A 13,571-nucleotide genomic window follows, 5' to 3' on the forward strand; every position below is an offset into this window, starting at 1 on the left:
ATGTGTGTGGCTGCCCCTCCCGAGCGGGTCCGGCGTGCCTCAGATACGTGCAGCCCGCGTCCGGCTCCGCCAGTTACCCACCCCAAAAAAGCCCATAAATCCCGATTTTTCCGCCTATTTACCTCGATATTGACCTCCTGTAGTTCATCAACTCAAATGCAGGTGACCCCATCGATCGCCCAGCGGCGCAAGAGGAGCGACCCCATGAGACGCAATGCCGTGTTAGCCCTGGTCACGAGTGCCGTCTGCGTGCTCGTGGCCACTTCGGTCCCCGCTCCGGCGGACGCCTCCAAGGGCGATCCCGCCGACCTCCTGGTGAAGGCCAGGCCCGCACTGCTCCACAGCTCGCCCGAGGACGCGTACGTACGGCAGGGCCCGATCGAAGGGCAGGGCGGCCTGCGCTACACGCCCTACACCCGCACGTACGCGGGCCTGCCCGTCTACGGCGGCGACTTCGTCGTGGTCAGCGCCGCCACCGGCGAGGTCGTGAGCACCTCCGTCTCCCAGGAAAGCCCCCTGGACGTGGCCACCACGCCCAGGCTCGGCGCGGCCGAAGCGGCCCGGGTGGCCAGGAGCCAGCTTCCCCGGGTGTCCTCGATCGGCACGCCCCGGCTGGTGGTCATGGCGCAGGGACGCGGCCGGCTGGCCTACGAGGTGCTCGTGCACGGCGCCGTCAACGGCAGGGAGAGCAGGCTGCACGTCTTCGTCGACGCGCTGACCGGCGCGGTCGTCCTGAAGTCCGACGAGGTCAAGGAGGGGGTGGGCAACAGCTACTACAACGGCAACCCGGTGACCATCGGCACCATGGCGACCGGCTCGTCCTTCGCCATGATCGACCCGGTACGGCGGAACGTGCGCTGCGGCGGCCCGAACGGCGCCGCCTTCACCGGGCCCGACGACTTCTGGGGCAACGGCAGCGGCACCAACCTCGAAACCGCCTGCGTCGACACGCTCTTCGCGATCGACACCGAATGGGACATGCTCAAGTCCTGGCTGGGACGCAACGGCTTCAACGGCTCCGGCGACGGCTACCCCGCCCGCGTCGGCCTGAACGACGTCAACGCCTACTGGAACGGCGTCAACGCCGCCTTCGGCCACACCTCCGACAACCGGCGCCAGCTCACCGCGATGGACGTCGTGGCGCACGAGTACGGCCACTCCGTCTTCGCCACCACGCCCGGCCTCGACCTCGGCGACAACGAGAAGGCCATACTCAACGAGTCCACCGGCGACATCTTCGGCGCGCTGACCGAGCAGTACGCCAACGAGCCCGCCACCCTCGACCCGCCGGACTACACCGTCGGCGAGGAGGTCGACGTCGACGGGAACGGCCCGATCCGCTACATGTACAAGCCGTCGCTGATCCCCGGTCACCCCGACTGCTTCAGCAGCGCGGTGCCGTCGATGCCGCCCCAGGTCGGGGCCGGCGTCCAGAACCACTGGTTCTACCTGCTGGCCGAGGGCAGCAACCCGGCGAACGGCCAGCCGCCCAGCCCGACCTGCGACTCCTCCTCCATCGTCGGGCTCGGCGCGCGCAAGGCGGGCCAGATCTACATGGGCACGCTGCTGCGCAAGACCTCGGCCTGGCCGCACACCATGGCCCGCCGCGCCTCGCTGCAGGCGGCCCTGGACATGTTCCCGGGGTCGTGCCTGGAGTACAACACGGTCAAGGCCGCGTGGAACGCCGTCCGCGTGCCCGTCCGGGCCGGTGAGCCGTTCACGTGCGACTTCTCGGTCGCGGTCAGCCCCGCCGCGGCGACCGTGCAGGCCGGGCAGAGCGTGAGCGTCACCGTCGGCAGCGCCGTCGTCTCGGGCGCCCCGCAGCAGATCTCGCTGTACGCCAAGGGGCTTCCGGCGGGCATGACGGCCTCCTTCAGCCCGGCGAGCATCACCACGGGCGCCACCTCCACGCTGACCGTCACGGCCGGCGCGAGCACCGCGTCCGGCACGTACCCGATCACGGTGCTGGCCGACGGCGTCGCCCTCGACCACACCGCCACCCTCACCGTGACCGTGGTCCCATGAGCCGCTGACGCCCACCGCACGGCAGGAGACCCCAGCCGGGCTGTGCCCCGGCTGGGGCCGGCGGCCGCGCACGCCGCCGCTACAGATCCCCCAACGCCGACAGAACCCGCCCGATCCAGGCGAACAACCGCAGGATCTGACGGAAGGGCCAGACCGCCGCCCAGAAGCCCGGTTCGAGCCACCGGAACGGGCCGAGGAGGAAGGCCAGGACCGTCATGACCGCGTCCGGATCAGCGACGACGTGTGCCCCGGCCAGCTCTTCCGCGCCTTCCACTTCCCCGCCGGCGGAGAACGCACGGCAGGCCAGACATGACGGTGGGTGGCTTCGGGGTAGGGGGAAGGGCAGGGGCTCGGGGGAGGCGGAAGATGGCTGGACGGATCGTGGCGGGCGTGGACGGCTCTCCGCCCTCGATGGCGGCCGTCGAGTGGGCCGCGGCGGACGCCCGCAGGCGCTCGCTGGACCTGCGCCTGGTGCACGTGTGCGAGCCGTGGGCAGGCGACGCCGGGACGGCCGAATACTGCGCCGGGATGCTGGAATCGGCGGCGGACCGGGTGCGCGGCCTGTTTCCCGGCATGGAGGTCGGCACGGAGATCCTGCCCGACCCGGTGGTGCACGACCTGGTGCGGGAGTCGGCGGAGGCCGACAGCCTGGTGCTGGGCAGCAGGGGGCGGGGCGGGTTCGCCGGGATGGTGCTCGGCTCCACGAGCCTGGCGCTGGCCGGGCACGCCGCGTGCCCGGTCGTGGTCGTCCGGGAGGCCGCCACGCTGCGCCACGGCCGGATCGTGGTCGGATTCGACGGCCGGCGCTCACCGGCCGCCATGGAGTACGCCCTGAAGCAGGCCCGCGCCCAGGACGCGGAGCTCCTGGTGCTCTACGCCTGGCGTCCGCCGATCCTGTCCTCCTACGCCTCCGCCTACAGCACGTTCGGCGAGAGCTTCGAGGAGCACGCCCGCGACGCCGTCCAGAAGGTGGTCCCATGGCGGGAGGGGAACCCGGACGTGCGGATCGTCGACGAGCAGGTGTGCGATCATCCGGTCGCCGCCCTCAGGAACGCGTCGTCCGCGGCCGACCTGGTCGTGGTGAGCTCGCGCGGGCTGGGCGAGTTCGCCTCCACGATGCTGGGGTCGGTGAGCCACGGGGTGCTCCACCACGCGGCGTGCCCGGTGGCGGTGGTGCCTCCCGGCGGTGACTCCCCCGCGTCCGGCTGACGGGCCGGCGCCGAGCGAGAGGCGGCCACCGGGGCAGCCGCCTCTCGCGTGCCGGTTCAGCCCGGCGTCACATCCTGTCGCAGGGCAGGCCCCAGCTCGAATAGCCGCCGCCGGGCTCGTGGTGCCAGAGCTCGGCGCAGATGTTGGTGCCCGCGGGCACCGGCCAGGGGTTGTTGAACGTCAGGGCGACGCCGCTGTAGGTGTAGGTGCCGCTGTTGGTGTCGCGACCAGGGCTCCAGACGTGGATGTGGTACAAGCCGTTGGGGCCGCACCGGCTCTGGTGCTGGAGCTTGATCCTGCCGTCCTGGGCCCAGAGCCCGAGGCATCTGCTGATCCCGGCCGCCTTCCGGGCGTCTGTGACCTCGGCCGAGGCAGGTGGGTTCGCGACCGTCGTGGTGACCGCGAGGGCGGTCGCCATCGTCAGGAGGGCGCCGAGCAGGCGGCCCTTCCTGAACGTTCCCGCTGTCTTCATGGGGGTTTCTCCTCTGCTCATGGAATTCCCGTGGCGTGCTGCCTGCCAGGCAAAAGCATGCCCGCCGCGGCCGGAGCAGGGCTTTCGGCTGCGTGCACGGATGTTCAGCCAGCGCGCACTACCGCGTGCGCTACTGCGTGCACTGCCGGCGGAACTCGCTCGGCGACAGCCCGTAGGCGCTGCGGAACGCCTGGCTGAAATGCGCCGGGCTGGTGAACCCCCACCGGGCCGCGATCGCGCTGATCGGCTGGCCGGCCAGGTGCGGCTCGGCGAGATCGCGGCGGCACTGCCGCAGGCGGCGCTCGCGGATCCAGCCGGCCACGGTGTGTCCTTCGGCGTGGAACAGCTTGTTCAGATACCGCAGGGAGATGTGGTGCGCCGCGGCGATGGCGGACGGGGTCAGGTCCGGCTCGCCCAGGTTCGCCTGGACGAAGGCGTGGATCCGGGCGAGCAGCGCGCGTCGCCGGCTGCCCGGCGGCACCGCGCTGCGGGCGTCCAGGGCGCCGGCCAGCGCGGCGGTCAGGACGTCGAGGGTCAGGGTGGAGACCCGCGCCGCCTCGGCCGGGCTGAACTCCTCCAGACGCCGGGCCAACTGGAGCAGGAACTGCGAGGCCAGCGCGCCCATCCCCCGGTCGCCCCGGATCGGCACCGCGTTGAGCTCCCGCAGGCCCCGCTCGGGCAGCGGCAGCAAGGAGCGCGGGAACTGCAGTGACAGCACCTGGCCGCCGGCGGGGCCCCTCGACCCGAACGTGGTCACATAGGGCTGCGAACTGTCCCGCAGCATCAGGTCCCCGACCTGCAGCTCCGCCTGCCGACCGGCTTGCCCGCCGCCGGCGTGACCCCGGACGGCGCAGGTCACGAAGAAGGTCTCGGGGTCGCAGCGGCGGATCAGCCGGGGCGTGCGCCGGATCGTCAGCGACGGCGCGGTCAGCAGGGTCGCCTGCACGAGGCCGATGCCGCCGAGCGCGACGTGAGCCTGGAACGCGTCTTCCCGGCCCGGTTCGCAGGACGCGTCCAGCGGCATCCACATCTTCGAGCTCATCTCGCGCCAGTAGGCGAACCGCTCCTGCGGTGGGACGTCGGCGAAGCTGACCACGTCCATGGGCCTCCACATCGAAGTTCCGCTCCGGGGCCGCCCCAGCATCACCCGCTCAAGGTCTCGCGCACAACCCGCCCGGCCCCGGCGCCCGGCGGGCGCTCACCGGGTCCCGTCGGCGAACAGCCTGTCCAGATGCAGGTCGATGGTGGTGAGAGCGTCCTCGGGAGTGATCACGTCCAGTTCGAGGAGGGGGGTGAGGCCGGTGAGGGCGAGGAGCAGGTTCGTCTCGGTCGCCGGGTCGCGGCCGGGGGCGAGGTGCCCGTCGTCGATCGCCTGGCGGACCAGCCGCTCGACTAGGGCCCGTCCCTGGAGGAGGCCGCGGCGGGCCTGCTCGTGGACGGCCTCGTCGTGCAGCGCCTCCAGGACGTAGGCGGCGCTCATCCGGCTGGTGGCGCGGGCGTCGGCGTGCAGGGGCAGCATCTCCGCGAGCGTCAGCCGCAGCACGTCGCGGGGGTGCGGACGGTCGCCGAGGCGGGCGAGGCCCCGTTCGACGCGCAGCGAGGTCTGCTCGGAGGCGAGGTCCATGGCGAAGGAGAGCATGGCGGCCCGGGAGGCGAAGTAGTGCTGGAGCTGCCCGAGGGAGATGCCGGCCTCCTGCGCGACCACCCGGGTCGTCAGGTGCGCGACGCCGTGCTGCGCCACCACCCGCCACAGCGCGCGGGCGATCGCTTCGCGGCGTTCGCGGTGGTCCACCTGTTTCGGCATCGCGGGCCTCTCCCTCGTCAGCCTTTTTCCATACAGTTGACATAATACACTTGACCTATAACCATGGGGGTCCGTTTCGAGGAAGGAGCCGTCATGTCGGTAGAGCCGAGGGTGCGCACCGCGGAAGGCGTGGTGCAGGGGCGCCGGCGGCGGGGGCACGCGGTGTTCCGCGGCATCCCGTACGCCCGGCCGCCGGTCGGCGCGCTCCGCTTCGCCGCGCCCGCCCCGCCCCGCCGCTGGGACGGGACCCGGCAGGCGGCGGAGTTCGGCCCCGCGGCGCCGCTGTCCCTGCCGGTCGACGTGGGCCCGCCGCAGGGCACGGACTGGCTGACGCTCAACGTCGGCACCCCGGATCCGGGCGCGGCCGGGCTGCCGGTGCTGGTGTGGCTCCCCGTGGGCGGCTACGTCTCGGCGGCGTCGAGCGACCCGATGTACGACCCGGCGGCGCTGGCCCGGGCGGGGCTCGTCGTGGTGACCGTCAACAGCCGCGTGGGCGCGGAGGGTTTCGCGTTCCTCGACGACGCGCCGCCCAACCGCGGGCTCCTGGACCAGGTCGCGGCGCTGGAGTGGGTGCAGCGGAACATCGCCGCGTTCGGCGGCGACCCCGGCCGGGTCACCGTGGCCGGGCAGTCCGCCGGGGCGGGGTCGGTGGCCGCCCTGCTGACTATGAAACCGGCGCGCGGCCTGTTCCGGCGGGCCGTCGCCCATTCCGTGCCGGGGCTGCACAGCACCCCGGCGCTGGCCCGGCAGGTCACCGCCGCGCTCGCGGACCGGCTCGGCGCGGCCCCCACCGCCGCGGCCCTGCGCGACACCGACCCCTGGCGCCTGGCCGCGGAGCTCACCTCCTTCAACGCCGGCCTCCATGCCCACCGGGAGAGCTGGGGACGGCTAGCGGCGACCGGCACAGCCCTGTGCCCCGTCGTCGACGGCGAGGTGCTGCCCGAGACGCCCTGGTCCGCGCTGACCGGCGGGCGCGCGGACGGGATCGAGCTGCTGGCCGGTCACACCCGGGACGAGTTCCGGCTGTTCAGCGTCATGAGCGGACGGCAGGGCACCTTCACCGAGCAGGACGCGCACGCGGCCCTGGACCTGTTCGCGCCCCGGCCGCACGGCCCGCAGGCGTACCGCGACGGGTTTCCGCAGGCCGGGCCGGAGGAGCTGGTGGAGACGGTGTACTCCGACGCGCTCTTCCGCATGCCGTCACAGCTGCTGGCCGAGGCGAACGCCGTGGCAGGCGGCAGCTCGTACCTGTTCGAACTGTGCTGGGCCGCCCCGGCGCTCGGCGGCGCTCTGGGCGCCTGCCACAGCCTCGACGTCCCCCTGGCCTTCGGCACGCCGGACAGCCCCGTCGGCGCGCAGCTCCTCGGCGACGAGCCCGCCCCCGAGGCCGTCGCGCTCTCCCGCGAGCTCCAGGAGGCATGGGTCCGCTTCGTCACCACCGGCGAGGCGGGATGGGCCGCGCACCGGCCCGGCCTGCGGCTGACCCGCGTCCTGGACGCCGAGCCGGCGACCCTGCCCTACCCCGAGGAGGTCTCCCGCCGGATCTGGGCGGGCCACTCCCCCGCGCCCTTCGACCTCCCGCCGGACGGGGACGCGGCCCCCGGGGCGCCGCGCCGCTGAGCCGGTTCTGCGGACAAGCCGCGAGGGACTGCGGCGACGGGCGCGCTCTCCGGCCGGATGGGCGCCTGACGCAGGAACGCCGAGGTCGTGGCCACGAACCGGCCGGCGTCGTCGAGCCACGGGAAGTGCCCTGCACCGGCTTGCACGACGAGCTCGGCGTGCGGGAACAGCGCGGCGAGCTCGGCCACCGCGGCGGGCGGGGAGTTCAGGTCCGTCTCGCCCGCGAGCAGCAGCACCGGCGAGGCGAGACGGGTGAGCGCGGCACGGGTGGCGTCGGGGTCGAAGGCGCCCTCGGCGGCGAAGACGGCTGCCGCCTCGTCGTTCCGCTGCTCGTCCTCGGCGGCCTTGTGCGCCTGGGCGGTCTCGTCCCAGCGGCCGTACCAGAACGGCGCGATGGCCCGGAAGGCGTCGCGGCTGGCCTGCCCTGACATGACCTGCTCCAGGGCCGCGAACGCCCCCGGGAACCAGGGCTCCCCCGCGCGCAGCCGGGCGGTCTCCCGCCGGACCTCTTCAGTGACCGTGATGCCGACGGCGGCGACGCTGGGAGCGATCAGCACGAGCCTTCCGACGCGTTCGGGATGGCGAGCCGCGTGGAGGACGGCCAGGTTCGTGCCCGCGGAATGGGCGAGCAGGTCCATCCGGTCGAGCCCAAGGTGCTCGCGCAGGGCCTCGACGTCGTCGACGAGGCGGTCGCAACGGTAGGAGGCGGTGTCCGGCGGCACGGCGGACCGCCCGGTGCCCCGCAGGTCCGCCATGATCAGCCGCCGGTGCGCCGAGAGGCCCCCGAGGTCGCCGAGGTAGGCGGCGGCCTGCATCGGCCCGCCGGGCAGGCAGACCACCGGGGGGCCGTCGCCGTATGCGTGGCAGGCGAGCTCGACGCCGTCGTGGGCGGTGAAGAAGTCCATGCCCGCCAGCCTGCGGGGAAGCCGCGCGCCTCGGCTATCGTTCAGCCACAGCTACATGATGAGGGCGGATGGCGGTCGAGATCAGGTTCACCGCGGCGTCGGTCGCGAAGGTGCGCTTCGCCGTCTCGCCGCTGGGCGAGACGGTGCTGGCGCTGCGGATCCTGTTCGGCACGGGCGGTCATGCCGTCCACCGGCCCTGGGTGCGCCGGGCGCGCCCGCTGCTGGCGCGCGAGAGCGAGCTGCCGCTGCTGCGCGCGCTGATCGCCGGGCCGCTGCCGTCGTTCCTGTTCCCGGCGCCGGCTCAGCGCCTGCCGTCCATCGCGGCGGAGCTGGACCTGGTACGCGCCACGCGGGAGGACTTCTTCCGGCAGGAGTACGGCGCGGTCCTGGGCATGCCGGCCGAGGACGCCCCCGAGCCCGCGGCGGTCCTGCCGCGGCTGGCCGAGGCGCTGCGTCGCTGCCACGAGCTGCTGATCGCGCCACACTGGGGCCGGATGCGCGCCGTGCTGGAGGCCGACATCGGCCGGCGCGCGCTGACCCTGGTCGAGGGCGGGGTGCAGGCGCTGTTCGCCGAGCTGCACCGCGACCTCGCCTGGGACGACGGCCAGCTGGTCGTGCACGGCCGGCGCACCCCGCACGCCGCGCACACGGTGGACTCCGGCGGGCATGGCCTCGTCCTGCAGCCCAGCGTCTTCAACTGGCCGGACGTGGGCGTCGACAAGGCCCCGGTCGCCGCCGCGTCGATCCGCTATCCGGCGATGGGCGTCGGCCTGCTGTGGGAGTCGCCCCGGCCGGCGCTGACGGGCCTGATCCCGGTGCTCGGCCACACGAGAACGCTGATCCTCGCCGCCTTGGCCGAACCCCTGACGACCGCGGCCCTGGCCGTCCGGCTGAGCGTCACGCCGAGCGCGGTGTCACAGCACCTGAACGCGCTGCGGGGTGCGGGCCTGGTGTCGACGCAACGCATGGGCCGCACGGCCCTCCACCTGCGTACGGACCGAGCCAACCACCTGATGGACGGCCCGGTCCCGGACGGCCACTGACCGGCGGCGATCAGGGGCCGGCGGGCGCCGGATCACGGGGAGTCTGGGCCGCGCCGCGTTGCACATGCATGCTCTTTGACGTCTGCCGAAGGGCGGTGCTCTACTTCCCGCCATGACGCCCCTGACGAACCTTCGGCCTGCCCCCGTCATCGACGAGACAGCCCGCCTGCTGACCGAGCACTACGTCTTCCCCGAGACAGCCGAGCAGCTCGCCGCCCTGCTGAGACGACGTCTCGCCGACGGCGCCTACGACGTCGGCGAGGCGGCGGAACTCGCCCGTCTGGTCACCGCGGACCTGCAGTCCGTCAACGGCGACAAACACCTGAGGCTGAAGCACCACGCCGACCCGGTGTCGCCCGAGCAGGGCGCGGCGACCCTGGAATCCATCCGCCGCGACTACGACACCTCGCTGGGCGGCGCGCCCCGGGTGGAGCTGCTCGACGGAGGGGTCGCCGTGGTGGAGCTGGCGCCGATGCTGTTCCCGCTGGATTGGGCCGCCGAACCGCTGAGCGCCGCCCTCACCCTGGCCTCCCGCGCCCGGGCGCTCATCGTGGACCTGCGCGGCAACCGGGGCGGCGACCCGGACACCGTCGCCTTCGTCTGCAGCTACCTCCTGGACGAGCGCACCCACCTCAACACCATGCACTGGCGCGGCGGCGGGCGCAGCGACCAGTCCTGGAGCCTGCCGCACGTCCCCGGCGCGCGTTTCGGCGGCAGCAAGCCGTTGTACGTGCTGTCCAGCGGCGCCACGTTCTCCGCCGCCGAGGAACTGGCCTACGACCTGCAGCAGCTCGGCCGGGCCGTGGTCGTCGGCGAGCCCACCCGCGGCGGCGCGCACCCGTGCAGGGGCTGGACCGTGCACCCGCACCTGGAGGCCACGGTCCCCACCGGCCGCGCCGTCAACCCCGTCTCGGGCACGAACTGGGAGGGCAGCGGCGTGCAGCCGGACGTCCCTTGCGCCGCCGCGGACTCCCTCGACCGGGCACACGCCCTGGCCCTCGCCCGGCTGTCAGGCTGACGCCGCCGGCGGCACCGGACGCCCTTCCGTGACCCGGTCACGGGCCTTCGACCGGCCGCAGCCGGCAGCCCTCGGCGTCCACGAACCAGCCTCCTGAGACCAGGGAGGTTCCGTCGGGGTGGAAGGCCAGTGCGGCAGCCCTGCGGTCGGTCACGGTCGCCTTGGCCCGGCCGGTCGCCGCGTCCCACAGCCGGATGCCGTCCTTGTCGGCCACCGCCAGGGTGGCGCCGTCCGGGCTGAAGGCGACGGCGACGAGCCCGAGGGAGAACACATCGCTGGGCGGGCCGATCTCGCGGCCTCGCGCCTGTTCCGGGGACATGAACGACGGGGTGCCGACCACTGCGTGGGAGAGGGTGTGGGAGGTGTCGTCCAGTGCGCGGGCGATGCCGAAGTCGATAAGGCGGGGGGCGTCGGCGGCGAGGATCACGTTGGACGGCTTGAGGTCGCGGTGCACCAGGCCGCAGGCGTGGATCGCGCCGAGCCCCTCGGCCGGCCCCGCGCCCAACACGGTGCCCGCCTCCGTGGGCATCGGGCCGTGCGCATCGACGGCCTGCTGCAGGGACGGGCGGGGAACGTAGGCGGTGACCAGCCAAGGCGGGTCGGCCTGGGGGTCGGCGTCGACGAGCTGGGCGGTGCAGAACCCGCCGACCCGGCGGGCGGCCTCGGCCTCCAGGGCGAACCGGCGCCGGAACCCGGGATCGTCGGCCAGGTCGGGCCGCACCAGCTTCACCGCGACCGGACGTCCGCCGGGCGAGCGTCCCAGGAACACCTGCCCCATCCCGCCACCCCCAGCCGCCCCTCCAGCCGATAGGCCCCCGCCCAGCGCGGATCACCCGGCCGCAGCGGCTCCGGCCAGCGCGGCAAGTCCATCGCACCTCCGTGTTCACGTCCCGGCAGCGTTCCAGCCCACGGCACGCCGTCACCGGGTCGTCCGTCCACCGGAGATTTTTTCAGGAACAACCCCCCGGGGAGAGTGATCTGCGTCGGCCGACGCCCTGAGCCGGCGAAATGTCGTCGGGTCATGTGAAGATCAGCCGACATGGACATCGACGAGTTCTGGCACCTGATCGAGGAGTCCGCGCGAGAAACCGCCGGGAGGGAGGCGCGCCTGGAATGGCTCCATGAGCGATTGGTGAGGCGTTCCGCGGAGGACATCCTCGATTTCGCTTCATGGATGGAGGTGGCCCGATGCCAGGTGGACACCTATCTGATGTGGGGCGCGGCGCGTACCTTGCACCTGGTAGGCGGATTGGACAGCGTCTGGTATTTCTATTTCTGGGTCATCAGCCTGGGCCGGGAGACCTTCGAACGAGTGACCAGCGACCCCGACACCCTCATGGACGTTCCTGAGGTTCGACGCTTCAACGCCATGCAACGTGACCGCGTTCGGCGCTCGGACGAGGATCGGCCGGAGTTCGAGGAGTTGGGTTACGTGGCCCTCCGGGCGTGGGAGCAGGCGACAGGCAGGGATTGGGAATCCCTGGCCGCCGCTCTTGAGGCTCGTGGCCATGTTCTCGACTCATTGCCCAATCCCTCGGATGAGGAGTGGGATCTGGACGACAAAGAGGAGTCGGCCCGCCGGTTGCCGCGAAGTACTCGGTACATCCGCGACCTGTTCGGCCGCGCTTAGATCACCAGGCTTGTGCCGTGGTCGCTGGCTAACTCGTAGTGAGATTCGGACGCGCGGGTGTCCGGGCTGACTGCCGGCGCAACGGCGTCGCCGCGCGGGAGAATGCCCCGGCCGGGGATGTTCTCCTGGCCGGGGCATTCATTTCCGGGGAACGGTGACGCGTCACGCCTTTCGTGGTTTCAGGCGCGGATGAAGCCGTTGACGATGAGCGGGAGCGACGCGTCCAGGCCGGCCACGTTCAGGACGCCGTCGTCCTTGGGATCGCCGATCGAATATCCCGCGGGCGTCATCGCGGCGACGACCACGCGGACGTCGGCGTTGACGGTGCGCCGGTACGCGTCGAGGGCCTGCGTCGGGTGGGAGGCTCCCGCCCAGGTCTCGTTGTCGGTGAGGACGACGATGCCGTCCACCTCCATGCGCTGGTCGCGCGCCCACGTGAACGGCAGCGACAGGTCCGTCCCGCCGCCCGACGGCTGCCACGAGGCGATCTGGCGCAGGTTCGTGCGCGGGGTCACCTTGGAGGCGTGCACGGACGTGTCGACGTCGATGACGTGCAGGTTTCCCTCCTCGATACGCGACAGCATGACCGCCATCGCGTTGCCCACCTCGTAAGGGGAGCCGATCGGGGAACCGCCCACCCGTACCCCGCCGCCCCAGCTCATCGACCCGGACGAGTCCACGGCGACCAGCAGCCGCCTCCCGGACGGCTCGACCGCGCCGAACGACAGCTCGTACGTCTCCTCCAGCGCGTCGAGGACGGCCGGGACGGGCTGCCAGGTGTGCAGGTCGGCACGCGGGCCGGGCTGCGCCTGCCCGGAGGCGTAGACGCGCATCGCGAGCCAGGCGTCCATGGGGTGGATGCGGGCGCGCAGGATCGCCTCCCGGTCGGTGAGCCGGAGCACCGCCCGCGACGTGGCCGCCGCCATCGGCTGGAGGGTGCCGAGCCGGGTCATGCGGGCCAGGTTGCGGATGAGCGCGGTCAGGCCGACCGTCTCGATCAGCGCCTCCCACACCGACGGCTCCTTCAGGACCGAGTCCGGCAGGAACTCCCACGGCACCTTCGCCTCGGTGACCACCCGCACGGCGTCCTCGGCGGTGGTGACGGCCTTCGCGGTCAGGAACCGGTCGACGGCGGGCAGCTCGTCGCGCGCCTCGTCATCGGAGACGTTGCCGGCGATCCAGCCGAACAGCGTCCTGCGCTGGTCGGTGTCGGCGACCGGGTGGGCGATCCGCAGCACGTCCCGCAGCGCGAACGCCTCGCCCTGCGGCGTCCTGCGCTGGGCCGCCTTGCACGCCTTGAACGCGACCGCGTCGGCCTCACCGGTGAGGAACCAGGAGCCGAGCGCCGTGCGCAGACTCCGGCCCGTCGTCGGCGCGGTGCCTCGGCCGGTCGCCTTGCCGCCGAGGTTCTTGTAGTAGCCGAAGAACTGGGCCAGGTGGTCGGTGGTCCGGGCGACCTTCGCCAGCGCCCGCTTGGCCGCTTGGCGCGTGTCGGCGTCGCCCGCGGCGTAGCAGGCGGCGAGGGCGAACAGGGCCGGACGCTGCTTCGGCGCCCGCGGCGGCCGGGCCGTCGAGATGTCGGTGAGCAGCCTGACGACGCGCGGACCGTCCTCGGCGATGGCTTGGAACAGCACGCCGGCGTTGTCGGCGGTCAGCTTGCTCTCGCCCACGTAGTAGGTGCCGCCGGTGGTGCCGAGGATGAGGAAGTCCTCCAGCCTGCGCCACACGTCCTTGGCGAACGCGTGGCCGCCGGCGGCGTTCGTCACCTGGCCGGCACGGCCGGGGATCGGCTGCGTCTGCGGGGTCGCGATCGCCGAAACGTTCGCGAGAGGGTCATGCGCCATC

13 protein-coding genes are annotated in these 13,571 nt (G+C 72.9%); 6 read left to right on the plus strand and 7 right to left on the minus strand.

The genetic code is table 11. The features are described from left to right. Window positions 1-204: 204 nt before the first annotated feature. On the plus strand, window positions 205-2,025 hold the full coding sequence (locus tag ACIBQ8_RS03530; protein WP_397190933.1) for a M4 family metallopeptidase: 1,821 nt from the start codon (window positions 205-207) through the stop codon (window positions 2,023-2,025). 79 nt (window positions 2,026-2,104) lie between these two features. Here the strand turns inward: ACIBQ8_RS03530 and ACIBQ8_RS03535 are convergent, their stop codons facing one another. Beyond that, entirely contained in the window at window positions 2,105-2,299 is a 195-nt protein-coding gene (locus tag ACIBQ8_RS03535; protein WP_397190934.1) for a hypothetical protein, read from the minus strand. A gap of 92 nt (window positions 2,300-2,391) precedes the next feature. On the opposite strand from ACIBQ8_RS03535, the gene ACIBQ8_RS03540 reads away from it, so the two are divergent. Continuing rightward, on the plus strand, window positions 2,392-3,234 hold the full coding sequence (locus ACIBQ8_RS03540) for a universal stress protein (RefSeq protein WP_397190935.1): 843 nt from the start codon (window positions 2,392-2,394) through the stop codon (window positions 3,232-3,234). Between the two features lie 67 nt (window positions 3,235-3,301). Here ACIBQ8_RS03540 and ACIBQ8_RS03545 read toward each other — a convergent pair whose 3' ends face one another. From ACIBQ8_RS03545 to ACIBQ8_RS03555, 3 genes are all read right to left on the minus strand, one after another. Beyond that, the gene (locus ACIBQ8_RS03545) at window positions 3,302-3,706 is read right to left on the minus strand and encodes a hypothetical protein (protein WP_397190936.1); all 405 of its coding nucleotides are present in this window, start codon (window positions 3,704-3,706) and stop codon (window positions 3,302-3,304) included. 130 nt (window positions 3,707-3,836) lie between these two features. Beyond that, complete coding sequence (locus ACIBQ8_RS03550; protein ID WP_397190937.1) at window positions 3,837-4,808, minus strand: helix-turn-helix domain-containing protein; 972 nt, start codon at window positions 4,806-4,808, stop codon at window positions 3,837-3,839. Between the two features lie 96 nt (window positions 4,809-4,904). Continuing rightward, window positions 4,905-5,510, minus strand: coding sequence for a TetR/AcrR family transcriptional regulator (locus ACIBQ8_RS03555; protein WP_397190938.1), 606 nt, complete (start codon window positions 5,508-5,510; stop codon window positions 4,905-4,907). 93 nt (window positions 5,511-5,603) lie between these two features. On the opposite strand from ACIBQ8_RS03555, the gene ACIBQ8_RS03560 reads away from it, so the two are divergent. Then, complete coding sequence (locus ACIBQ8_RS03560; RefSeq protein ID WP_397190939.1) at window positions 5,604-7,130, plus strand: carboxylesterase/lipase family protein; 1,527 nt, start codon at window positions 5,604-5,606, stop codon at window positions 7,128-7,130. On the opposite strand, the gene ACIBQ8_RS03565 is transcribed toward ACIBQ8_RS03560, so the two are convergent. Continuing rightward, a complete protein-coding gene (locus ACIBQ8_RS03565) occupies window positions 7,028-8,035 on the minus strand; it encodes an alpha/beta fold hydrolase (protein WP_397190940.1) in 1,008 nt (335 codons plus the stop codon). The genes ACIBQ8_RS03560 and ACIBQ8_RS03565 overlap by 103 nt on opposite strands. A gap of 68 nt (window positions 8,036-8,103) precedes the next feature. Between ACIBQ8_RS03565 and ACIBQ8_RS03570 the strand changes: the two genes are divergently transcribed. Both ACIBQ8_RS03570 and ACIBQ8_RS03575 read left to right on the plus strand, forming a co-directional pair. Next, window positions 8,104-9,078 carry a DUF5937 family protein gene (locus ACIBQ8_RS03570; RefSeq protein ID WP_397168746.1) on the plus strand — a complete coding sequence of 325 codons (975 nt, stop codon included), beginning with the start codon at window positions 8,104-8,106 and terminating at the stop codon, window positions 9,076-9,078. Window positions 9,079-9,190: 112 nt separating this feature from the next. Beyond that, on the plus strand, window positions 9,191-10,096 hold the full coding sequence (locus tag ACIBQ8_RS03575) for a S41 family peptidase (protein ID WP_397190941.1): 906 nt from the start codon (window positions 9,191-9,193) through the stop codon (window positions 10,094-10,096). A gap of 37 nt (window positions 10,097-10,133) precedes the next feature. On the opposite strand, the gene ACIBQ8_RS03580 is transcribed toward ACIBQ8_RS03575, so the two are convergent. Next, window positions 10,134-10,874, minus strand: a complete 741-nt coding sequence (locus ACIBQ8_RS03580) for a WD40 repeat domain-containing serine/threonine protein kinase (protein ID WP_397190942.1) — start codon at window positions 10,872-10,874, stop codon at window positions 10,134-10,136. 261 nt (window positions 10,875-11,135) lie between these two features. Here ACIBQ8_RS03580 and ACIBQ8_RS03585 point away from each other — a divergent pair, with 261 nt between their 5' ends. Further along, window positions 11,136-11,726, plus strand: a complete 591-nt coding sequence (locus tag ACIBQ8_RS03585) for a DUF4240 domain-containing protein (protein WP_397190943.1) — start codon at window positions 11,136-11,138, stop codon at window positions 11,724-11,726. A 179-nt stretch (window positions 11,727-11,905) separates the two neighbouring features. Here the strand turns inward: ACIBQ8_RS03585 and ACIBQ8_RS03590 are convergent, their stop codons facing one another. Beyond that, on the minus strand, window positions 11,906-13,570 hold the full coding sequence (locus ACIBQ8_RS03590) for a TROVE domain-containing protein (protein ID WP_397190944.1): 1,665 nt from the start codon (window positions 13,568-13,570) through the stop codon (window positions 11,906-11,908). Window position 13,571: the final 1 nt, after the last annotated feature.

The organism is Nonomuraea sp. NPDC049646 (genome assembly GCF_044465525.1).
Classification (GTDB): Bacteria; Actinomycetota; Actinomycetes; order Streptosporangiales; family Streptosporangiaceae; genus Nonomuraea.